The sequence below is a fragment of the Streptomyces sp. NPDC091972 genome, from assembly GCF_044756385.1.
GTDB lineage: Bacteria > Actinomycetota > Actinomycetes > Streptomycetales > Streptomycetaceae > Streptomyces.
This window is the reverse complement of the sequence record NZ_JBIVSV010000004.1, coordinates 1-20,005: the sequence shown is the minus strand read 5'-3', so window position 1 is coordinate 20,005 and position 20,005 is coordinate 1. Positions and strand designations below refer to the sequence as shown.

General features: G+C 70.5%; 17 protein-coding genes and 1 rRNA gene. 9 read left to right on the top strand and 9 right to left on the bottom strand.

Annotation, left to right across the window (positions count from 1 at the left end; translation table 11 throughout):
* Window positions 1-29: 29 nt before the first annotated feature.
* Both serB and ACIQJT_RS12580 read right to left on the bottom strand, forming a co-directional pair.
* Window positions 30-1,244, bottom strand: a complete 1,215-nt coding sequence (serB, locus tag ACIQJT_RS12585; protein WP_053852658.1) for a phosphoserine phosphatase SerB — start codon at window positions 1,242-1,244, stop codon at window positions 30-32.
* A 429-nt stretch (window positions 1,245-1,673) separates the two neighbouring features.
* A complete protein-coding gene (locus ACIQJT_RS12580) occupies window positions 1,674-4,013 on the bottom strand; it encodes a streptophobe family protein (RefSeq protein WP_402642667.1) in 2,340 nt (779 codons plus the stop codon).
* Between the two features lie 238 nt (window positions 4,014-4,251).
* Between ACIQJT_RS12580 and ACIQJT_RS12575 the strand changes: the two genes are divergently transcribed.
* On the top strand, window positions 4,252-6,858 hold the full coding sequence (locus tag ACIQJT_RS12575; protein ID WP_402642665.1) for an FHA domain-containing protein: 2,607 nt from the start codon (window positions 4,252-4,254) through the stop codon (window positions 6,856-6,858).
* Window positions 6,859-6,933: 75 nt separating this feature from the next.
* Here the strand turns inward: ACIQJT_RS12575 and ACIQJT_RS12570 are convergent, their stop codons facing one another.
* From ACIQJT_RS12570 to ACIQJT_RS12560, 3 genes are all read right to left on the bottom strand, one after another.
* Window positions 6,934-7,683 (bottom strand): transglycosylase SLT domain-containing protein, encoded by a 750-nt coding sequence (locus tag ACIQJT_RS12570; protein ID WP_402642663.1) that lies wholly within the window; start codon window positions 7,681-7,683, stop codon window positions 6,934-6,936.
* 299 nt (window positions 7,684-7,982) lie between these two features.
* Window positions 7,983-9,059, bottom strand: coding sequence for an S-adenosylmethionine:tRNA ribosyltransferase-isomerase (locus ACIQJT_RS12565; RefSeq protein ID WP_402642660.1), 1,077 nt, complete (start codon window positions 9,057-9,059; stop codon window positions 7,983-7,985).
* Window positions 9,056-9,751, bottom strand: a complete 696-nt coding sequence (locus ACIQJT_RS12560) for an SDR family NAD(P)-dependent oxidoreductase (RefSeq protein ID WP_402642658.1) — start codon at window positions 9,749-9,751, stop codon at window positions 9,056-9,058. The genes ACIQJT_RS12565 and ACIQJT_RS12560 overlap by 4 nt, the downstream gene beginning before the upstream one ends.
* 186 nt (window positions 9,752-9,937) lie before the next feature.
* Between ACIQJT_RS12560 and ACIQJT_RS12555 the strand changes: the two genes are divergently transcribed.
* From ACIQJT_RS12555 to chpE, 3 genes are all read left to right on the top strand, one after another.
* A complete protein-coding gene (locus ACIQJT_RS12555; RefSeq protein ID WP_365465273.1) occupies window positions 9,938-11,083 on the top strand; it encodes a GAF domain-containing sensor histidine kinase in 1,146 nt (381 codons plus the stop codon).
* The gene (locus ACIQJT_RS12550) at window positions 11,076-11,717 is read left to right on the top strand and encodes a response regulator (protein ID WP_402642654.1); all 642 of its coding nucleotides are present in this window, start codon (window positions 11,076-11,078) and stop codon (window positions 11,715-11,717) included. The genes ACIQJT_RS12555 and ACIQJT_RS12550 overlap by 8 nt, the downstream gene beginning before the upstream one ends.
* Window positions 11,718-11,873: 156 nt before the next feature.
* Window positions 11,874-12,119 (top strand): chaplin ChpE, encoded by a 246-nt coding sequence (chpE, locus tag ACIQJT_RS12545; protein WP_031060399.1) that lies wholly within the window; start codon window positions 11,874-11,876, stop codon window positions 12,117-12,119.
* Between the two features lie 855 nt (window positions 12,120-12,974).
* Here chpE and ACIQJT_RS12540 read toward each other — a convergent pair.
* Window positions 12,975-13,763: a hypothetical protein gene (locus tag ACIQJT_RS12540; protein WP_402642652.1), complete on the bottom strand. Its 789-nt coding sequence runs from the start codon at window positions 13,761-13,763 to the stop codon at window positions 12,975-12,977.
* 140 nt (window positions 13,764-13,903) lie between these two features.
* Here ACIQJT_RS12540 and ACIQJT_RS12535 point away from each other — a divergent pair, with 140 nt between their 5' ends.
* The 3 genes from ACIQJT_RS12535 to ACIQJT_RS12525 all read left to right on the top strand — a co-directional run bounded on the left by ACIQJT_RS12535 (window position 13,904) and on the right by ACIQJT_RS12525 (window position 16,296).
* Window positions 13,904-14,701, top strand: a complete 798-nt coding sequence (locus tag ACIQJT_RS12535; protein ID WP_053850429.1) for an ABC transporter ATP-binding protein — start codon at window positions 13,904-13,906, stop codon at window positions 14,699-14,701.
* Window positions 14,702-14,795: 94 nt separating this feature from the next.
* Complete coding sequence (locus ACIQJT_RS12530) at window positions 14,796-15,227, top strand: NfeD family protein (protein WP_365465264.1); 432 nt, start codon at window positions 14,796-14,798, stop codon at window positions 15,225-15,227.
* A gap of 130 nt (window positions 15,228-15,357) precedes the next feature.
* Window positions 15,358-16,296, top strand: coding sequence for an SPFH domain-containing protein (locus tag ACIQJT_RS12525; RefSeq protein ID WP_053850431.1), 939 nt, complete (start codon window positions 15,358-15,360; stop codon window positions 16,294-16,296).
* Between the two features lie 134 nt (window positions 16,297-16,430).
* On the opposite strand, the gene ACIQJT_RS12520 is transcribed toward ACIQJT_RS12525, so the two are convergent.
* The 3 genes from ACIQJT_RS12520 to ACIQJT_RS12510 form a co-directional block, all read right to left on the bottom strand.
* Window positions 16,431-16,937 (bottom strand): HNH endonuclease, encoded by a 507-nt coding sequence (locus ACIQJT_RS12520; RefSeq protein WP_365465261.1) that lies wholly within the window; start codon window positions 16,935-16,937, stop codon window positions 16,431-16,433.
* A 151-nt stretch (window positions 16,938-17,088) separates the two neighbouring features.
* Window positions 17,089-17,628, bottom strand: a complete 540-nt coding sequence (locus tag ACIQJT_RS12515; protein ID WP_365465258.1) for a YbhB/YbcL family Raf kinase inhibitor-like protein — start codon at window positions 17,626-17,628, stop codon at window positions 17,089-17,091.
* A 43-nt stretch (window positions 17,629-17,671) separates the two neighbouring features.
* Window positions 17,672-18,454, bottom strand: a complete 783-nt coding sequence (locus tag ACIQJT_RS12510; protein ID WP_053850433.1) for a sporulation protein — start codon at window positions 18,452-18,454, stop codon at window positions 17,672-17,674.
* Between the two features lie 141 nt (window positions 18,455-18,595).
* Between ACIQJT_RS12510 and ACIQJT_RS12505 the strand changes: the two genes are divergently transcribed.
* A complete protein-coding gene (locus ACIQJT_RS12505; protein ID WP_402642646.1) occupies window positions 18,596-19,237 on the top strand; it encodes a DNA-3-methyladenine glycosylase in 642 nt (213 codons plus the stop codon).
* A 492-nt stretch (window positions 19,238-19,729) separates the two neighbouring features.
* A 16S ribosomal RNA gene (locus ACIQJT_RS12500) occupies window positions 19,730-20,005 on the top strand; the annotation flags it as partial.

Below are 20,005 nucleotides of genomic sequence, written 5' to 3'. Positions count from 1 at the left end.
GCCGGGCCCTGCCGATCCGTCGCCGGAGGTCAGTCCTCCTCGTGCGCGTCCGCCGCCTCGACCTCTTCGCGGGTGACGCCCAGCAGGTACAGCACGGTGTCGAGGAAGGGCACGTTCACCGCGGTGTGCGCGGCCTCCCGCACCACCGGCTTGGCGTTGAAGGCGACCCCGAGCCCGGCCGCGTTGAGCATGTCCAGGTCATTGGCGCCGTCGCCGATCGCCACCGTCTGGGACAGCGGCACCCCCGCCTCGGCGGCGAACCGGCGCAGCAGCCGCGCCTTTCCCGCCCGGTCCACGATCTCCCCGACGACCCGGCCCGTCAGCTTCCCGTCGACGATCTCCAGGGTGTTCGCCTGGGCGAAGTCCAGCCCCAGCCGGTCCTGAAGGTCGTCCGTGACCTGGGTGAAGCCTCCCGAGACGACACCGACCTGGAAGCCGAGCCGCTTCAGCGTGCGGATCAGGGTGCGCGCGCCCGGCGTCAGCCGCACCTCGGAGCGCACCTTGTCGACGACCGAGGCGTCCAGCCCCTCCAGCAGCGCCACACGCGCGTGCAGGGACTGCTCGAAGTCCAGTTCGCCGCGCATCGCGGCAGCGGTCACCTCGGCGACCTCGTCCTCGCAGCCGGCGTGCGCGGCGAAGAGCTCGATCACCTCGTCCTGGATGAGCGTGGAGTCCACGTCCATGACGACGAGCCGCTGGGCCCGGCGGTGCAGACCGGCGGCCACGACGGCCACGTCCACGCCGAGCTTGCCGGCGTCCGTCACCAGGGCGGTGCGCAGCGCCTCGGTCTCCACGCCGGACACCGCGAACTCGACGGCCGTGACGGGGTACTTGGCCAGCCGGAAGATGCGGTCGATGTTCCCGCCCGCCTTGGCGATCTTGGCGGCGATCGCGGCGGTGGCCTCCGCGGTGAGCGGGTGACCGAGCACGGTGACCAGGGAACGTCCGAGCCCTCGCGGCCGGTTGTCGCCGAGACCGGAGATGATCTCCGCCTGCATCTTGATCGACTCGGCCCAGCTGTGGACGGTCGCCCGCAGATCGCCCTCCAGCGTGCGGGGCGGCGCGGTCACGAGCGCGCACAGCACCATCCGGCCACGCGTGACGACCTGCTCGATGTCGACCACGTCGACGGAGTAGGCGGCGAGGGTGTCGAAGAGGCCGGCCGTGATGCCCGGCCTGTCCTTCCCGAAGATCTTGACGAGAAGGGTGGGGACGTCGGAGGACGAGGTCTGCTCAGCGCTCATGGTGTTCCCACCGTATCCGGCACCCAGTGCCTTCTGCTCCCGTGGTCCGTCTGACGGACACGGAACACTCGGTGTCGAGCGGGTGGCGAGCCTCTTACGGACGGGACACGGGGGCGTTGCGGCGGTGAGCCGGGGGCGTGGTTCGGGCTCCGCGTCTTCTGAGCTACCCGCGCCTGCCGCGCCTGCCGTGTCTTCTGAGCTACCCGCGCCTGCCGCGTCTTCTGCGGCTCCTACGCCTGCCGCACGTGCCACGTCTTCTGCAGCTCCCGCGCCCACCGCGTCTCCCGCGCCCGCCGCGGCTCGCACGCCTGCCGCGGCTCGCACGCCTGCCGCGCCTCCTGCGTCTGCCGCACCTGCCGCGTCCCCTGCGGCTCCCGCGCCTGCCGCGTCACCCGCGCGTGCCCCGGCTCCCACGGCTCCCGCCCCGGATCAGCGTCGTCCCTTCGGCTTCCCCGGCTTCCCCGGCGGAGGCGGGGGCGGTGGGGGAGGAGGCGGTGGTGGCGACTGCCGGCCCTGGTCCTCGGCGGACGGCCGCCGGGCGCCGGGCCGCCCGGAAGGTCGCTGCGGGGAGCGAGGGGGCGGGTCGATCGGGCGGGCCACGGTCGGGGCGCCGTAGACGTTGTCGTCGCCGGGGTGAGGCGGCGTCGCGTCGGGGGACCGGGAACTCCCGCCGGGAGCCCCGCCCCCGCGCTCGCCCGCCGCCTCCTGACCTGCCCCTCTGTCGTCAGCAGGCCGCGCAGCCTCCGGCCCCAGCAACTCGCCGGGCACCCGCAGATAGGGGTTCGTGTACGGATTGGGCGGCCGATACGGCGTGCCGGGCACATAGGGCCCGGCCTCCCCGCGGTGCGGCTGTGCCTCCGCGCCGGGCGCTCCGGCCTGACCGGGGTGTGCGCCGGCGTCCCCGCCCGGCGCGGCGGCACCGCTTGCCGGCCGAGCCCCACTGTGGGGCCACCGGCTCCGACCGGCCTCCGCCCTGCCCTGCGACCAGGCTTCCCCGCTCCGACGTTCCGCCTCAGCACCGGTCCACCCCGGCGGGCCCTCGTCGTAGGACCTTCCTCCGCCTTCAGAGGACCTCGACACGTCGTCGTACGAGCCACCCGCCCGCTCGGATCCCACGGAACCGCCCCCAGAAGCCCCGGCTCCGCCCCGGTAGCCCCCGGCCTCTCCCCGAAGCGGCCGTGCCTCACCTTCGCGCACGCCACTCCCGTGAGCAGCACTCCCGCCGGGGTAGACCCCGCGTTCGCCCCCGTGAGCCCCGCCCCCGCCTGCGTACGGCCCCACCCCGACCGCACCCTCACCCGCATACCCGGGCCGCCCGGCACCCCCGCCTCCCGGCGCCCCCACCCCTGAACCCGCTCCGGAACCGCTCACCCCGTCACCCCGTGCCAAGCCCGCGACCCCGGACCCCGCCGCCCCCGTCGCCCGTGCCAGCACCGCCCCGGCGGCCCCCGCCGCCGCTCCCCACAGCGCCCCGAGCAGGGCCGCCATGCCCAGTTGCCCCCGCAGCACGACCCCCGCGCCGAACGCGTCGAAGCCCAGTACCGACAGTGAGGCATCCACCGAGACCTCCGTCAGCCAGGCGAGAAGTGGCAGCGCCAACGCGGTCGCGACTCCCAGCCGCACCGCACACCGCCCCGCGAAACCACCCGCACCCGCCCCTTCCACCGGCGTGCGGACAGCGGTGAGCACCCCCGCCAGCAGCATCATCAGCGCCGCCCCGACCCCCAGCAGCCACACCCGCCCGTCCAGCTCCGCCAGCCGTCCCAAGGTCACCGACCGGTCGGAGTCCGAGGCGAGCAGCCGGTCCAGGGGGTCGGGGAGGAAGTTCTTGAGGACGCCCGTGGCCCGGCCGTCGAAGGGGACGAACAGGCCGACGGGGATGCCCAGCCACACCCCGTTCGGCGCCCCGAGCAGTGCCGCTCCGGCGATCCTCTTGGGATGGTCGTCGCCGATCGCCGCGTACACCGCCGCCGAGAGCCCCGCGGCCACCGCGACCAGCACCACCGTCACCAGGGCGGACGCGGCCGGCCGTACGACCCGGTGCACCGCCTCCCAGCCGCGCGGCAAGGGCGTACGACGGGACGCCAGCAGCGCGACCAGCAGGATCCCGGCCGACCAGCCGAGCCCGCCGAGCAGGGTCGGCGCGGTGTCCACCGTGAACCCGACCGCGGCCTTCGCGTCGACGAGGTCGCCGATCCGGTCGGGCAGCAGTCCGCCGATGTCCCCGACGTCCCCCAGCCCCGGGATGTCGAGTCCGCCGGCCCCGCCCGCGCCGGGCAGCTCGTCGAGCCCGAGCGCACCCCCGTCGATCGTGATGACGTCGTGTCCGGCCCAGGCCAGCCCGCCCATCATCGCCGTGAACAGCGCGACCACGGAGCCCGCGCGGGCGAGGAGTTCGGAGGGCGCGAGCACCGGCCCGGCCGCCCGCAGGGACCGCAGGAAGAACCAGGACAAAAGCACCGCACCGACCAGGCTGACGCCCAGTGGCGTGATCTCGATGGCCGTCGCCGTCTGCGCCCCCGTCAGACCGAACGCGGACACGTCCCCGGAAGGCGTCACCGAACCACCCGCCGCAAGGGCCACAACAGCCGCGGTCATCGGGCCCAGCGAGGCCGCGGAATCGGCCTCCAGCAGATGCAGGCCGAGCGCCGCCGTACCCGCCATGCCGATCAACGCCCAGCTCACAGCGGCCAGCGCGGACAGCAGGATGTCTCCCCACGGCAGCCGCACGCCGTGCTGCGTGGTCTCGACGCCCATCGACGCACTCATGGCAGACCCCCCGATCCGCGGCACGGCCGAGACCGCGCTTGTCCCCCTCGCGTGGATTACCCACTCTCCGGGTCGGTTTCAACCCCGTCAACGGAACCGGCCGAAGCGTACGAACGTGGTGTTCTCGGGGCTCGACTTTCGGTCAGGAGGGGATCCTGAAATAGTTCCCGACGATGTTCGACATCCCTACACTCCCTGTGACGGGGGCAATTCGGGGGACTACTCAGTGGGGCTTGGAGTGCCGGAACTCGTACTGGAAGCGAATGGCCGTACCTGGACGCTCGATCCGTCCAGGCCGTACAGCCTTGGACGCGATCCGCAGGGGGACATCGTGTTCGACGACGCCAGGGTGTCCTGGCGTCACGCCACGATTCGCTGGGGCGGGAGCAGTTGGGTCATCGAGGACCACAGCAGCACCAACGGCACGTTCGTGCACGGTCAGCGGATCCACCAGACGGAGATCGGCCCCGGCACGGCCGTCCACCTCGGCAACGCGAGCGACGGCCCGCTGCTGAGCCTCTCCGGAACCGCCGCCCCGGCAGCACAGCCGCAGCCCGGCCGGCAGTCGTACGCCGCACAGAGCGCCAACCCCGCCTGGGCCCAGCAGACTCCGCAGCAGACACCCCCGCAGTCCCGGCAGCAGACGCCTCAGCGGTCACCGCAGCAGGCCTCGCAGTCGGGCTGGCCACAGCCCCAGCAACAGCCTCGGCAACAGCCGCAGCCGTACGCGAACCAGCCGGTGCAGAAGTTCCCGCAGCAGCACGGCCCGGGCCACGGCGCCGGCTCCGGCGTGGGCGCGGACGCTCCGCCGGTCTACGGCGACCGCAGCCCCACCACGTTCCACCAGTTCACCATCGGCCGCATCATGCGCATCGGCCGCGCCCTGGAGAACGACCTGGTCGTCTCCGACCTCCAGGTCTCCCGCAACCACGCCGAGTTCCACTCGATGCCCGACGGCCGCATGGAGATCCGCGACCTGGGCTCCCACAACGGCACGTACGTCAACGGCCAGCCGATCCCCAAGGGCGGCTCCACCCTGCTCGGCCCGAGCGACATCGTCGGCGTCGGCCACTCCACGTTCCGGATCGTCGGCGACCGGCTCGAGGAGTTCGTCGACACCGGTGAGGTGACGTTCTCCGCCCGCCACCTGACGGTCACCGTCGACGGCGGCAAGCAGATCCTCAAGGACGTCTCCTTCGGCGTCCCGGAGAAGTCCCTGATCGCGGTCATCGGACCGTCCGGTTCCGGCAAATCGACCCTGCTCAAGGCGCTCACCGGCTACCGGCCCGCCGACCAGGGCGACGTCCTCTACGACAACCGCAACCTCTACAAGCAGTTCGCCGAGCTGCGCCAGCGCATCGGTCTGGTCCCGCAGGACGACATCCTGCACAAGGAGCTGACCGTCAAGAAGGCCCTCAAGTACGCGGCGAAACTCCGCTTCCCCGCCGACACCACGGCACAGGAGCGCGAGAACCGCATAGACGAGGTGCTGCGCGAGCTGAAGCTCGACATCCACAAGGAGAAGAAGGTCACCTCCCTCTCCGGCGGCCAGCGCAAGCGCGTCTCGGTGGCACTTGAGCTGCTCACCAAGCCGTCCCTGATCTTCCTCGACGAGCCGACCTCCGGCCTCGACCCGGGCATGGACCGCGACGTCATGCAGCTGCTGCGCGGCCTCGCCGACGACGGCCGTACGGTCCTCGTGGTCACCCATTCCGTGGCCGAGCTGGCCCTGTGCGACAAGCTCCTCGTGATGGCCCCGGGCGGCGCGGTCGCCTACTTCGGCCCGCCCGAGGAGGCGCTGAACTTCTTCGGCTACGACACCTGGGCCGACGTCTTCTCGGCCTTCGAGAACTACCGCGACTACGACTGGGCCGGCCGCTGGAAGGGCTCGCAGCACTACCAGATGTACGCCGCGGACATAGACGCCGTTGCGCCGCAGTCCGTACAGACGCCTCCGATGCAGGGCATGAAACCGCCCAAGCCGCAGCGCTGGGCGGGTCAGTTCGGGACACTCGTGCGCCGCTACGTGTCGGTCATCGCGTCCGACAAGGGCTTCCTGGCCCTGACGGTGATCCTGCCGCTGGTCCTCGGCGCGGTGAGCCTGCTCATCGACTTCGGCGACAACCTGCTGCCCAAGCCGGTCGACCCCAGGACCAAGCAGCCCGAGCCGAACAGCACGGCCACCACCGTCCTGCTGATCCTCGCGGTCGGCGCCTGCTTCGCCGGCGCGGCCAACTCCGTCCGCGAGCTGATCAAGGAACGGGTCATCTACGAGCGGGAGCGCGCCACCGGTCTGTCCCGCTCGGCGTACCTGATGTCGAAGGTCGTCGTACTCGGCGTGATCACCGTCCTCCAGGGGCTGATGGTCGGCGTCATCGGCTTCGCCAGCCGCGGACTGCCGAAGGAGGGCCTGGTCCTCGGGAGCGCCACCCTCGCGGAGCTGTGCCTGCCGATCATGGGGCTCGGGTTCACCTCGATGATGTTCGGGCTGATCATCTCCGCGCTCGTGAGGACGTCCGAGAAGACCATGCCGCTGCTGGTCATGTTCGCGATCGTCCAGGTCGTCTTCACCGGCTGCCTGTTCACCCTGCACGGCACCGTCGGCGTCAACGAGCTCTCGTACTTGATGCCGTCGCGCTGGGCGGTCGCCGCCGCGGGCGCCACGCTGGACTTCAACCAGGTCAACCCGCCCGTCAAACCGGGCGACACGACCGATCCGCTGTGGAACCACGCGGTCAGCACCTGGGGCCTCGACGTGGTCGCCCTGATCGCCCTCGGCATCGTCTGCGGCTTCCTCGTCTCCCGCTTCCTGCGCCGCCACGAGCCCGAGGTCATGCGCAAGTGATCACCGCCGTACGACGGCGAAGGGCGGCACCCCGAGGGGGTGCCGCCCTTGTGCGCGGGAGAGGTCCGCGTGGCCTCAGTACGCGCTGTTCACGTTGTCCATCGAGCCGTACCTGTGGGCCGCGTAGTTCGCGGCGGCGGTGATGTTGGCGACCGGGTCGTAGATGTTCCAGGACGTGCCCGCGACGTGGTAGGCCTGGAACGTCGGCGGGATGACCTGGAGCAGCCCCTTCGAGGGGATGCCGTTGATGGCGTTGATGTCCCAGTTGTTGATCGCGTTCGGGTTGCCCGAGGACTCCCGCATGATGTTGCGGTACAGGCCGTTGTAGCTGCCCGGGATGCCCTTGGCCCGCATGATGGCCAGGGACTCCTTGATCCAGCCGTCCAGGTTGTTCGCGTAGCTCTTCTTGGGCGCGGCGGCCTTGATCTTGGCGCGGTGCGCGGCGCGGCTCGCGGCCTCCTTGGCCTTGCGCGCCTGCGCGGCCTTCTTGGCGGCGGCGGCCGCGGCGGCCCTCTTCTTCGCGGCGGCGGCCGCCTTGGCCTTCGCCTCGGCCTGCGCCTTCGCCTTCGCCTCGGCGGCCTTGTTCTGCAGCGCCTTGGCGGCGAGCTGCTCCTTGACGTCCGCCTGGAGGCCCTTGAGCTCCTCGGAGGTGTACTTCACGGGAGCCGAGTAGCTCGCCGCCTCGGAGGTGGTGGTCTCCGCGTTGCCCGGAACCGCGCTGAAGGCGACGGCGGCTGCGCCGAGCGTGGCGACTCCGGCGACGGCGATCTTGTGGCGCTTGGTCAGCGCGCGACTGTGACCTCGGGTGAAAGGGTTCTTGGGCATGCGGGATTGACCTCTTCGAATAGCGCGGAGGTCGCTCGCTGTCCGGCGGGGGACACGGGTGCTTCCGGCACAAACGCCGCGGGGCGGAACCCGCGGCGCTGAGCGACGTTGGCCATTCTTAGCTGGCGCAAAACACCCGGGCAAAGGTGTGACATACGACCCCGGATAGTGGACCGGGAAGGGCAAAACGGGACAGACTGGAATGTCTGCCCCGTTCATGGGGGAGGGCTTTGCCTCCTATTTCACTTAGTACGTGATGTGCGCCCTATGTGCGGGCTCACATCGTCCGCACAGCCTTCTCACCAGCAGTTGCGTGAGCAATGCTCTGCGTGAGGGCCCTCCTGCGGAAGCAGGAGATGCACGTCGCCGAACTCGTGCCACAGGTAGCGCCGGCGCAGGGCCTCCTCGTAGCCGCGGTCGATCGCCGCCCGCCCCGCGACCGCCTCCAGCATCAGCAGGTGCGAGGCCTCCGGCTCGTGCAGCCCGGTCAGCAGCCCGTCCACCACCCGCACCCCGCGCTCGGGGGTCACGACGAGGTCCGTCCATCCCGCACGCGCGCGTACGACCCCGTCGGCCCCGGCCGCCGACTCCACGGCCCGCACGGCCGTCGTCCCGACGGCGACGACCCTGCCGTCCCCCGCCTTCACTGCGTTGATCAACCGGGCGGAAGCTTCCGGCACCGAGAACCGCTCGGGATACGGCGGCTCGTGCGCCTCCGCCGAGGCCACCCCCGTGTGCAGCGTGACGGGCGCGAACTGCACACCCCGGCTCACCAGCTCCGCCACCAGCCGCGCGGTGAAGGGCCGCGCCGCGCTGGGCATCTCCGCACTGCCCGAACCGTCGGGCGACGGCAGCGCGAACACCGTCTGGTAGACGGACAGCGGCTGGTCCCGCTCCGTGTAGGAGTACCGAATGGGCCGCCCGTGCTCCCGCAGCAACCCGGTCACCTCGCCGCCGTACACGCGCGCCCACCACAGACGCTCGCTCACCGCCTCCTCCAAAACCAGCCGCCCGCCGCCGGGCAGCCGCACCTCCGTCCCCGCGGGCCCGCCCGTACGCGCACGCGTGGTGCCCTTCCCGTCCGGGTCCCGCAGCTCGACCGCCCACCGTCCGTCGTCCCCGCGCGTGGAGAAGTGCACCACCACACGCGCGTGCCCGATCCGCCCGTCGACGGCGGCGGCCAGCGTGGGGGAGGTGTTCACGACGAGCAGGTCCCCGGCCCGCAGCAGCCGCGGAAGCTCACCGAACGAGTGGTGCGACACCGCCGTCCCCCGCGACACCAGCAGACGTACGGCGTCCCGGTCGAGCCCCGGCCCGCGCTGCTCGGCGGGCACCCGCGCGGACAGCTCCCCGGGCACGCGCACGGTGAGTGTCATCGCCCCTCCAGCAGCGACGGAGCCCCGTACCGGCCGCTCACCGGCCGCTCGTCCAGCAACCGCAGAAACGCCGGCACCACACTCGCCGGCTCCGGCCGCGGCTCCTCGTCCTCCGGTACGGCCGCCGCGTACAGGTCGGTCGCCATGTCCCCGGGATCGACGGCCCACACCCGCAGCTGCGGCTCCTCCTCGGCCAGCACCGCCGCGAGGTGGTCCAGGGCGGCCTTGGAGGCCCCGTAGCCGCCCCACGTCTCGTACGCCTCGGCGGCGGCGTCCGAACTGACCGCGATCACCGTGCCCGCCTCCGCGGCCCGCAACAGCGGCAGCGCCTCCTGGACCAGGCCCAGCGCGGCCACGAAGTTCACCTCCAGTGCCCGGCGCAGCCCGTCCAGCGGCAGCTCCTCGAGACGCGTCAGCGGCTCGGCGCCCAGCGCGCTCGCGTTGTGCACCAGCAGATCGACACCGCCGAGCCGCCAGGCCGCCGCCACCAGCTCCGCGCGGTGCGCCGGATCCGTGACGTCCCCGGGCAGGGCCGTCACCCGGGTCCCGTGCCCCGCGAGCGCGGCCGCCGTCTCCTTCAGGACCTCCGCCGTCCTCGCGTCGAGCACCAGGTCCCAGCCCCGCGCGGCCAGCGCCTCGGCGAGCGCCCGCCCCAGCCCCTTCGAGGCCCCCGTGATGATCGCTACTGGCATGACATCCGTCCCCTCGTCCTCCACGCCTCCTGATCGGCGTGCCCACAACGTAGGAACGCCGCCCTCCCGGCCGCCTCGGACGCGGGCCGCAATGCCACGAGGCCCTTCGCCCTAGGTCGTCCGCCCCAGCCGGGGGCCGTCCCAGGCCCGATCCGCGCTGTCACACCCCGCCCGTACTCTGAGGACATGAGTCAAGGCCCCCGGTCCGGCCTCGCCGCGGTGAGTTCCGCGCTGCTGGCCATGAGCAGGCACCTCGAGGTGCGCGACGTCCTCAAGACGATCGTCGCCTCGGCCCGCGAGCTGCTCGACGCGCAGTACGCCGCCCTCGGCGTCCCGGACGACCACGGAGGCTTCGCCCAGTTCGTGGTCGACGGCGTCAGCGACGCCCAGTGGAAGGCCATCGGCCCGCTCCCGCGCCAGCACGGCATCCTCGCCGCGATGCTCCACGAGGCCACGCCCGAGCGCCTCGCCGACGTCCGCAAGGACCCCCGCTTCGAGGGCTGGCCGTCCGCCCACCCCGACCTGGTCGACTTCCTGGGCCTGCCGATCCGCGACGGCGACGAGGTCATCGGCGCACTCTTCCTGGCCAACAAGAACTGCCCCAAGCCGCAGGGCGGTTGCGGATTCACCGAGGAGGACGAGGAACTCCTCTCGATCCTCGCCCAGCACGCCGCGATCGCCCTCACCAACGCCCGCCTCTACGAACGCAGCCGCGAGCTGACCATCGCCGAGGAGCGCTCCCGCCTCGCCCACGAACTGCACGACGCGGTCAGCCAGAAGCTGTTCTCCCTGCGCCTGACCGCCCAGGCCGCCGCCGCCCTCGTCGACCGCGACCCGTCCCGGGCCAAGGGCGAGCTGCACCAGGTGGCCGTGCTCGCCGCCGAGGCCGCCGACGAACTGCGCGCCGCCGTGGTCGAGTTGCGCCCCGCCGCGCTGGACGAGGACGGCCTGACCGCCACCCTGCGCACCCAGGTCCAGGTCCTGGACCGCGCCCACACCGCGCGCGTGACCTTCGCCGCCCACAACTTCCGCGCACTGCCGGCCGCCCAGGAGGAGGCCGTGCTCCGCGTCGCCCAGGAGGCCCTGCACAACGCGCTGCGGCACTCCGGAGCCGCCCATGTCGACGTGACACTGGACCGGCGCGGCAGCGGAGCCGTCCTGCGGGTCACGGACGACGGCAGCGGCTTCGAACCGAAGGCGGTCCGCCGAGCCGGCCGTCACCTCGGCCTGGTCTCCATGCGGGACCGCACCAGCGGGGTCGGCGGCACGCTGACCGTGGAATCGGCGCCCGGCAAGGGCACCACCATCGAGATGGAGGTCCCCGGTGGCTGACGCGATCAAGGTCCTGCTCGTCGACGACCACCAGGTCGTCCGCCGGGGACTGCGCACCTTCCTCGAAGTGCAGGACGACATCGAGGTCGTGGGCGAGGCCGCCGACGGCGCCGAGGGCGTCGCGCGCGCCGAGGAACTGAAACCCGACATCGTCCTCATGGACGTCAAGATGCCGGGCATGGACGGCATCGACGCCCTGCGCAGGCTCCGCGAACTGAACAACCCCGCGCGCGTGCTGATCGTCACCAGCTTCACCGAACAGCGCACGGTGGTCCCGGCCCTGCGCGCTGGGGCCGCCGGCTACGTCTACAAGGACGTCGACCCCGACGCCCTCGCCGGCGCCATCCGCTCCGTCCACGCCGGGCACATCCTGCTCCAACCGGAGGTCGCGGGCGTTCTGTTGTCCCAGGAGGAGAACAACACCGGGCCGGGCAGGGGAGGTTCGCTGACCGAGCGGGAGCGCGAGGTGCTCGGGCTGATAGCGGACGGCCGCTCCAACCGGGAGATCGCCCGTGTGCTGGTCCTCTCCGAGAAGACCGTCAAGACGCACGTCTCGAACATCCTGATGAAACTCGACCTGGCGGACCGGACGCAGGCGGCCCTGTGGGCGGTTCGTCACGGAGTGGCCGGTTGATCCGTCCGGCGCACGGCAATACGGAGGGTTCCGCTCCGGAGTGAGATTCATACCGTCGTGGGAATGTCCCCCGAATGGCGCATCCTTCGGGGAGCCCCGCCGTTCTCCAGTGCGTGCTGCGGCGACTGCCGCGGCAATCGCTAGGAGGGCTTAGAAGTGAAGAACCTGAAGAAGGCAGCGGCTGTGACGATGGTGGCCGGCGGACTGATCGCCGCCGGCGCCGGTATGGCCTCCGCCACCGACGGCTCGCACGCCGACGGCAAGGCCGTGGGCTCGCCCGGCGTCGTCTCGGGCAACCTCGTCCAGGCCCCGGTGCACATCCCGGTGAACGCGGTCGGCAACAGCGTGAACGTCATCGGCGTGCTGAACCCCGCCTTCGGCAACCTCGGCCTCAACCACTGACGTTCCCCCGCCGAGCGGGCAGTGACTTCGGCCTCCCGGGCGCGCCACGCACCCGGGAGGCCGGTCCGTCCGCCAGCGGAAACGCCAGGACCCGGCCCAGCAACCACCCAGCCAGCGAGGCACGGGGCAGCCGGGCCATCAAGCGCCGGGGCTGCGGGGCCGCAGAGTCCCCGGACCACCGAACCGTCGGTCCCCTGAGAATGCTGGTCCGCTGGGGCCGACGGGCCGACGGGTGACTAGGGCAGCTGAGCCGCCGGGCCGACGAGACGCTGGGGGCCATCAAGCCGCCGAGTTGCCGGGCCGCTGAATCGCTGGGGCCGCCGAACCGACGGACCGCTGGGGCCGTCGAGCCACTGATTCGTCGAGGCTTCTGAACCGCTGGGGCCGATGGGCCGCCGAGTTGCCGGGCCGTTGCTCTGCTAGGGCGCCGAGCCGACGGGCTGGCGGACCTCCGGGGCCGACGAGCCGGGGCCGTCGAGCTGCCAAGTTGCTGAGCCGAGGGGCCGCCGGACCACCGGGCCGGCGAGTTGCCGGGTTGTCGAATCACCGAGGCCGCTGGACCGCTTCGCCGTCGAACCGCCAGGGCCGTCGAACCACCAAGGCGCCGGGCCGCCGAACCGTCGAGGCCGCTGAACCACCGAGGTCGCCGGACCGCTTCCGGTCGAACCGCCGGAACCGCCGGGCCGATGAGCCGCCGACTTGCCAGGCCGCCGCACCGCTGAACCGCTGAACCGCCGAACAGCCCAACCACCGAGGGCGCTGAACCACTGGGGCCACGAACCACCGAGGCCACCGATCACCCCGCCCTCAAGCACCCGCCCCCAGATCACCCCACCCCCACACCACCCCCACCCGTCACCGCCCCCCGCGCTCCAACTCCTCCACGTACGCGTTGTAGGCGGCCACCTGCGCCCGCCGCCCCGTCCGCTCCACCGGCCGCAACGCCTCCACCCGGGCCCGCATCTCGGCCGAGCTCACCGCACCCCCGTGCCCGTTCTCATAGGCCAGCGACACCAGCAGCCCCACCCGCTGGGCGAGCTCCAACACCCGAACCGCCCGGGGCGGATACCCCGGCGCCAGCACCTCCCGCCCCCGCTCGGCCCGAGCCCGGTACGCCCCGAGCGCCGCCTCCGCCACCGGTCCCGACGCGGCCACGTCCAGCCGTGACAACACCTCCGTCGCCTCCCGAAGGGCCTCCGCGAGCTCCCGCTCGGCCTCTCCCAGCGAGGGGACGTCCGCCGGCGGAGCCTCCCGCACCGGCAGCACCTGCCACACCACCTCGACATGCACATCACCCGCGGGCCCGGCCTCGTACACCTCCGGCACCAGACCCAGCGCGGCACCGTGACAGACCACCGCCTCCTCCGCCTCCAGCGCCCGCGCGTTGAACTCCGGCGGACCGCTCAGCCCCAGCGGATGCCCGGGCGCGGGCAGCGCGACCCGCAGCCCCTTCACACCGAGTGACCGCAGCCGCCCCAGCGCCAGCGTGAGACCGACGGCAGCCGGCTCATCCGGCAGCCCCTCGACCCGGTGCACGGCATCGTCGGCGACGATCGCCAGCACGGCGTCATCAGGTGAGACAAGTCCGGCCAAAAGGCCGTTTCCCCAAGCGGCAAGGCGTCCAGAGCGCGGTTCCGAGAGCATGCCCCCAGCCTAAGGACCGGACCGCTGGACGGGAGCGGCCGACCGGTGGCGTAGATTTCATCGAGGGCTGCGCCCAAAAGCGCGCACGCGCCAGCCGAGACGCCGACACCGGTCACACTGCAAGGGGAGACAACGCGCTCATGAGCGATGTTCTGGAGCTTCAGGACGTATCCGTGGTCCGCGAGGACCGGGCTCTGGTGGACCAGGTCTCCTGGTCGGTCAAGGAGGGCGAGCGCTGGGTCATCCTCGGCCCCAACGGCGCCGGCAAGACCACGCTCCTGAACCTCGCCTCCAGCTACCTCTACCCCAGCAAGGGCACGGCCACCATCCTCGGCGAGACCCTCGGCAAGCCCGGCACCGACGTCTTCGAACTGCGCCCCCGCATCGGCATGGCCGGCATCGCCATGGCCGACAAGCTCCCCAAGCGCCAGACCGTCCTGGAGACCGTGCTCACGGCGGCGTACGGCATGACCGCCGGCTGGCAGGAGGAGTACGAGGACATCGACGAGCAGCGCGCCCGCGCCTTCCTCGACCGCCTCGGCATGAGCGACTACCTGGACCGCAAGTTCGGCACCCTCTCCGAGGGCGAGCGCAAGCGCACCCTCATCGCCCGCGCGCTGATGACCGACCCGGAGCTCCTCCTCCTCGACGAGCCCGCCGCAGGGCTCGACCTCGGCGGCCGCGAGGACCTGGTCCGCCGCCTCGGCCGGCTCGCCCGCGACCCGATCGCCCCCTCGATGCTGATGGTCACCCACCACGTCGAGGAGATCGCCCCCGGCTTCACCCACGTCCTCATGATCCGCCAGGGCAAGGTGCTGGCCGCGGGCCCCCTGGAGCTCGAACTCACCTCCCGCAACCTCTCCATGTGCTTCGGCCTCCCCCTTGTCGTCGAGCAGGTCGGCGACCGCTGGACCGCGCAGGGCCTGCCGCTGTCGTGATCACGTGAAGTCCCCGCGAAAACAAGGGTAAGAAGCCCCTCCCCACCCCATCGCGCCCTGTCCGCGGCGGTACCCCCGGACCTACCATGACCATGTGAACGACATCGACGCATGGGTGTGGTGGCTCGTCGGCGCGGCTGCGCTTGGAATCCCGCTCGTGGTGACCGCGATGCCGGAGTTCGGCATGCTCGCGGCGGGCGCCGTCGCCGCCGCGGTGGCGGCCGGACTCGGCGGTGACGTCGTCGTCCAGGTACTCGTCTTCGCCGTGGTCTCGGTGGCCCTCATCGCCGTCGTACGGCCCATCGCGACCCGGCACCGCTCTCAGCGGCCCCAACTCGTCACGGGAGTCGACGCGTTGAAGGGCAGACAGGCCGTCGTCCTGGAGCGTGTCGACAGCACGGGCGGCCGGATCAAGCTCGCCGGAGAGGTCTGGTCGGCCCGCGCTCTCGACACCGGCCGTGCCTACGAAGCAGGCCAGCAAGTGGATGTCGTGGACATCGAGGGAGCGACCGCGATCATCATGTGACCTCGCAGGATGCAACTGAACCGAACGCACCACGAGTTGCACGACGGTCTGTCAGACTCGACCAGCAAGATCTTCAACAACCATAAGATCTTCCGAAAACGCCGAGGCGGAGAAGGGCACGGGGAGCACGATGGAACCGGTCATCATCGTCTTGATCATTCTGGTGGTGTTGGTCTTCATCGCCCTGATCAAGACGATCCAGGTCATCCCACAGGCCAGTGCGGCCATCGTGGAGCGCTTCGGCCGCTACACGCGGACCCTCAACGCGGGACTCAACATCGTCGTCCCGTTCATCGACACCATCCGCAACCGCATCGACCTGCGTGAACAGGTCGTGCCCTTCCCTCCCCAGCCGGTGATCACCCAGGACAACCTGGTCGTGAACATCGACACCGTCATCTACTACCAGGTGACCGACGCCCGCGCCGCGACCTACGAGGTCGCCAGCTACATCCAGGCGATCGAGCAGCTCACGGTGACCACGCTGCGCAACATCATCGGCGGCATGGACCTGGAGCGGACCCTGACCTCCCGCGAGGAGATCAACGCCGCCCTGCGCGGCGTCCTCGACGAGGCCACCGGCAAGTGGGGCATCCGCGTCAACCGCGTCGAGCTCAAGGCGATCGAACCGCCCACCTCCATCCAGGACTCGATGGAGAAGCAGATGCGCGCCGACCGTGACAAGCGCGCCGCGATCCTCACCGCCGAAGGTACGCGCCAGGCGGCGATCCTCACGGCCGAGGGTGAGAAGCAGTCCCAGATCCTGCGCGCCGAGGGTGAGGCCAAGGCCGCCGCCCTGCGCGCCGAAGGCGAGGCCCAGGCGGTCCGCACGGTCTTCGAGGCGATCCACGCCGGAGACCCGGACCAGAAGCTCCTCTCCTACCAGTACCTCCAGATGCTCCCGAAGATCGCCGAGGGCGACGCCAACAAGCTCTGGATCGTCCCCAGCGAAATCGGCGACGCCCTCAAGGGCCTCTCCGGAGCCATGGGCAACTTCGGCGGCATGGGCGGCGGTTCGAACGGCGGCAACACCGGCTCGGAACGCCGCGAAACCCCGAAGATCGACTGACGCAGGCACTTCCGTACGACAACGAGGCCCGCCTTCTCAACGAAGGCGGGCCTCGACGTACCCAGGGGCGCGGGGAACTGCGCGACAAGCCACAACGAACCCGCACCCGCACCCGAACCGATCCCGGCAGACGACTAGGCGGCCTCTCCAGCGAGCCACTCCGGCAGCGCAGAGAAGTCCTCGTGCCCCAACGACAACAGCATCGCATCCGCAGGAGTCGGCTCGAACGGCTCCCGCAGCAACGGCATCCCCGCCTCCGCCGGAGTCCGGTTCGCCTTGCGGTGGTTGTCCTCCGCGCAGGAGGCCACCGTGTTCAGCCAGGTGTCCTGACCACCCTGCGACCGCGGCACCACGTGGTCCACGGTCGTCGCCCGCCGCCCGCAGTACGCGCACCTGTGCCGGTCACGCACCAGAACACCCCGCCGGGACCACGGGGCTTGTCTTCGGAAGGGCACCCGCACGTACCTGCACAGCCTGATCACCCGGGGCGCCGGTATGTCGACCGCGGCTCCGCGCATGCGCAGTTCGGGGTGGGACTGCTCGACGACGGCCTTGTCCTGCAGCACCAGAACGACGGCCCGGTTCAACGTCACCGTCGACAGCGGCTCGAAGCTCGCGTTCAGTACCAGCGTGTCCCGCATGTCAGCCCACCTCCCATGTGCACCGTCCCACCCCCTGGCGGGCTTGGGCTTGGATCAACTCTGGCCGGGCACGCCGAGATGGACAACGCAATAAAAAGTGCCCGCCTCTGATCAATTCCAAGACCAGAGGCGGGCAAACGCTCCATGAACGTCAGTCTTCGGCGGGCACCTCGTACTCACCGATCAGCTGGGCGCGCGCGATCGTGTGGAAGCGCAGGTTGAAGCCCACATAGGCGGGAGAGGCGTCGGAATCCGGCCCGAGCTTCTCCTGGTCCACGGCGTACACGGTGAACACGTACCGGTGCGGCCCGTCCCCGGCCGGCGGAGCGGCCCCACCGAAGTCCTTGGACCCGTAGTCGTTGCGCACCTGTACGGCGCCCTCCGGCAGCCCCTCGAACTTGCCGCTGCCCGCGCCGACCGGCAGCTCGGTCACCGAGACCGGGATGTCGAACACGACCCAGTGCCAGAACCCGCTGCCCGTGGGCGCGTCGGGGTCGTAGCAGGTCACGGCGAAGCTCTTGGCCTCCGGCGGGAAGCCCTCCCAGCGCAGGTGCGGAGAGGTGTTGCCGGCCGCGTAGACCTGAGCGTCCTTGAGCGTGCCGCCCTCCTGCACGTCCTCGCTCGTCAGCGTGAACGACGGGACGGGCGGATGGAAGTCATGGGGGAGCGGCCGCCGCTTGAGCTCGGTCACCTCGGTACCTCCTGGTCGATTACCGGAATCAGCAGCTCCGAGCCTAGAACCAGTTGCGCTTGCTGCCGACTTCGGACAGCCACTGGTTGAGGTACCCGGCCCAGTCGGTGCTCTGGTAGTCGTGCAGCCCCACCTGGAAGGAGCGGAAGGTGTCACTGCCCTCGCTGAACAGACCCGGCTTCTTGTCCATCTCCAGCACCACGTCCATCGCGTGGCCGTCCGCGACGAAGCTCAGCTCGACCTGGTTGAGCCCGCGGTACTGCTGCGGCGGGAAGAACTCGATCTCCTGGTAGAACGGCAGCTGCTGGCGCGTCCCGCGGATGTGGCCGCGCTCCAGGTCCGCGTTCTTGAAGCGGAAACCGAGCTGCATGAACGCGTCCAGGATCGCCTTCTGCGCCGGCAGCGGGTGCACGTTGACGGGATCGAGGTCACCGGAGTCCACGGCACGCGCGATCGCCAGCTCGGTCGTCACGCCGACGTTCATACCGCGCAGCGCCTGACCGTCGATCATCGTGATCGGCGTCTCCCAGGGGATCTCCAGACCGAACGGCACTGCGTGCACCGCGCCCGCCTGGAGCGTGAAGGCACCGCCGAGCGAGACCTTCGTGAACTCGATGTCCTGCTTGTACTCCTGGTCGCCGCTCTCGACCTCGACCTTGGCCTGGAGCCCGACCGACAGCCCCTCGATCTCCTGGTCGACGGACCCGCCCTGGATCCGCACCTCGCCCTGGACGACACCACCGGGGACGACGTTGACCTCGGTCAGCACCGTCTCCACCGAAGCCCCACCGGCCCCCAGGCTCGCGAGCAGCTTCTTGAACGCCATGTCTCTCCTCTTAGAACGCGCGGATTCCTGATCCCTACAAACGCGATCCGGCCGTGGTCGGTTCCGCGCCATCACCCTGGCAAGCGGACGGACCCTTGACCACCCCTTGGCACACACCCGTCTGGACTACGCTCGTACGCCATGATCACGCCCCCGGACCGTACGCCACTGCCCCGAGAGTTCTTCGACCGGCCCGTACTGGAGGTCGCCCCCGACCTCCTCGGCCGCCTCCTCGTCCGCACCACCCCGGACGGTCCGATCGTGCTCCGCATCACAGAGGTCGAGGCCTACGACGGCCAGAACGACCCCGGCTCCCACGCCTATCGCGGCCGCACGGCCCGCAACGACGTGATGTTCGGTCCGCCCGGCCACGTGTACGTCTACTTCACCTACGGCATGTGGTTCTGCATGAACCTCGTGTGCGGGGAGGAGGGCCGCGCGAGCGCCGTCCTGCTCCGAGCCGGCGAGATCCTCGAAGGCGTCGAGCTGGCCCGCAAACGTCGACTCTCGGCCCGGAACGACAAGGAACTGGCCAAAGGACCGGCCCGCCTGGCAACGGCTCTGGGTGTGGACCGCGCCCTGGACGGTACGGACGCCTGCGCCCCGGACGAGACCCCGCTGAGGGTGCTCACCGGCACCCCGGTCGCCTCCGACCAGGTACTCAACGGTCCGCGGACCGGGGTGGCCGGCGAAGGAGGCGTGCACCCCTGGCGGTTCTGGGTCGCCAACGACCCGACGGTGAGCCCCTATCGCGCTCATGCCCCGAGGCGGCGCTCAAGTTGACTCGCTCTTGGAAGATGCGTAATGTGGCCCAAGCCGCTTGACCCGGTTACGGCGATCGCCAGCAGCCGAGAGCGGCCAAACCACTACCTACGACATCCCCTCAGCGGGGGCGATTTCGGCGTGCCCGCACGCCCGAATTCGAACTCGCGGAACTCGATTATGAGTTGCCGAGGGAATGGGCTAACGTAGTGAATGTCGAAAGGCCCCGCCGACAGGGAATCAGGCCCGAAAGGATCTGATAGAGTCGGAAACGCAAGACCGAAGGGAAAAGCCCGGAGGAAAGCCCGAGAGGGTGAGTACAAAGGAAGCGTCCGTTCCTTGAGAACTCAACAGCGTGCCAAAAATCAACGCCAGATATGTTGATACCCCGTCTCTCTCATTCGAGAGGGCGAGGTTCCTTTGAAGAAAACACAGCGAGGACGCTGAGAATCACCGCCTTATTCCGGTGGTGGTTCCGCTCTCGTGATGTGCGAACCGGATATCCGGTAAACATTCACGGAGAGTTTGATCCTGGCTCAGGACGAACGCTGGCGGCGTGCTTAACACATGCAAGTCGAACGATGAACCACTTCGGTGGGGATTAGTGGCGAACGGGTGAGTAACACGTGGGCAATCTGCCCTTCACTCTGGGACAAGCCCTGGAAACGGGGTCTAATACCGGATACCACTCTTACAGGCATCTGTGAGGGTTGAAAGCTCCGGCGGTGAAGGATGAGCCCGCGGCCTATCAGCTTGTTGGTGAGGTAACGGCTCACCAAGGCGACGACG

Bases quoted from the DNA above. Each gene is read 5' to 3' on its own strand.
- ACIQJT_RS12540 (WP_402642652.1), bottom strand. From the start codon at position 13,763: ATGCTCTCGGAACCGCGCTCTGGACGCCTTGCCGCTTGGGGAAACGGC.
- ACIQJT_RS12520 (WP_365465261.1), bottom strand. From the start codon at position 16,937: ATGCGGGACACGCTGGTACTGAACGCGAGCTTCGAGCCGCTGTCGACG.
- serB (WP_053852658.1), bottom strand. From the start codon at position 1,244: ATGAGCGCTGAGCAGACCTCGTCCTCCGACGTCCCCACCCTTCTCGTC.
- ACIQJT_RS12580 (WP_402642667.1), bottom strand. From the start codon at position 4,013: ATGAGTGCGTCGATGGGCGTCGAGACCACGCAGCACGGCGTGCGGCTG.
- ACIQJT_RS12570 (WP_402642663.1), bottom strand. From the start codon at position 7,683: ATGCCCAAGAACCCTTTCACCCGAGGTCACAGTCGCGCGCTGACCAAG.
- ACIQJT_RS12555 (WP_365465273.1), top strand. From the start codon at position 9,938: ATGAGTCAAGGCCCCCGGTCCGGCCTCGCCGCGGTGAGTTCCGCGCTG.
- ACIQJT_RS12565 (WP_402642660.1), bottom strand. From the start codon at position 9,059: ATGACACTCACCGTGCGCGTGCCCGGGGAGCTGTCCGCGCGGGTGCCC.
- ACIQJT_RS12505 (WP_402642646.1), top strand. From the start codon at position 18,596: ATGATCACGCCCCCGGACCGTACGCCACTGCCCCGAGAGTTCTTCGAC.
- ACIQJT_RS12525 (WP_053850431.1), top strand. From the start codon at position 15,358: ATGGAACCGGTCATCATCGTCTTGATCATTCTGGTGGTGTTGGTCTTC.
- ACIQJT_RS12510 (WP_053850433.1), bottom strand. From the start codon at position 18,454: ATGGCGTTCAAGAAGCTGCTCGCGAGCCTGGGGGCCGGTGGGGCTTCG.
- ACIQJT_RS12560 (WP_402642658.1), bottom strand. From the start codon at position 9,751: ATGCCAGTAGCGATCATCACGGGGGCCTCGAAGGGGCTGGGGCGGGCG.
- ACIQJT_RS12535 (WP_053850429.1), top strand. From the start codon at position 13,904: ATGAGCGATGTTCTGGAGCTTCAGGACGTATCCGTGGTCCGCGAGGAC.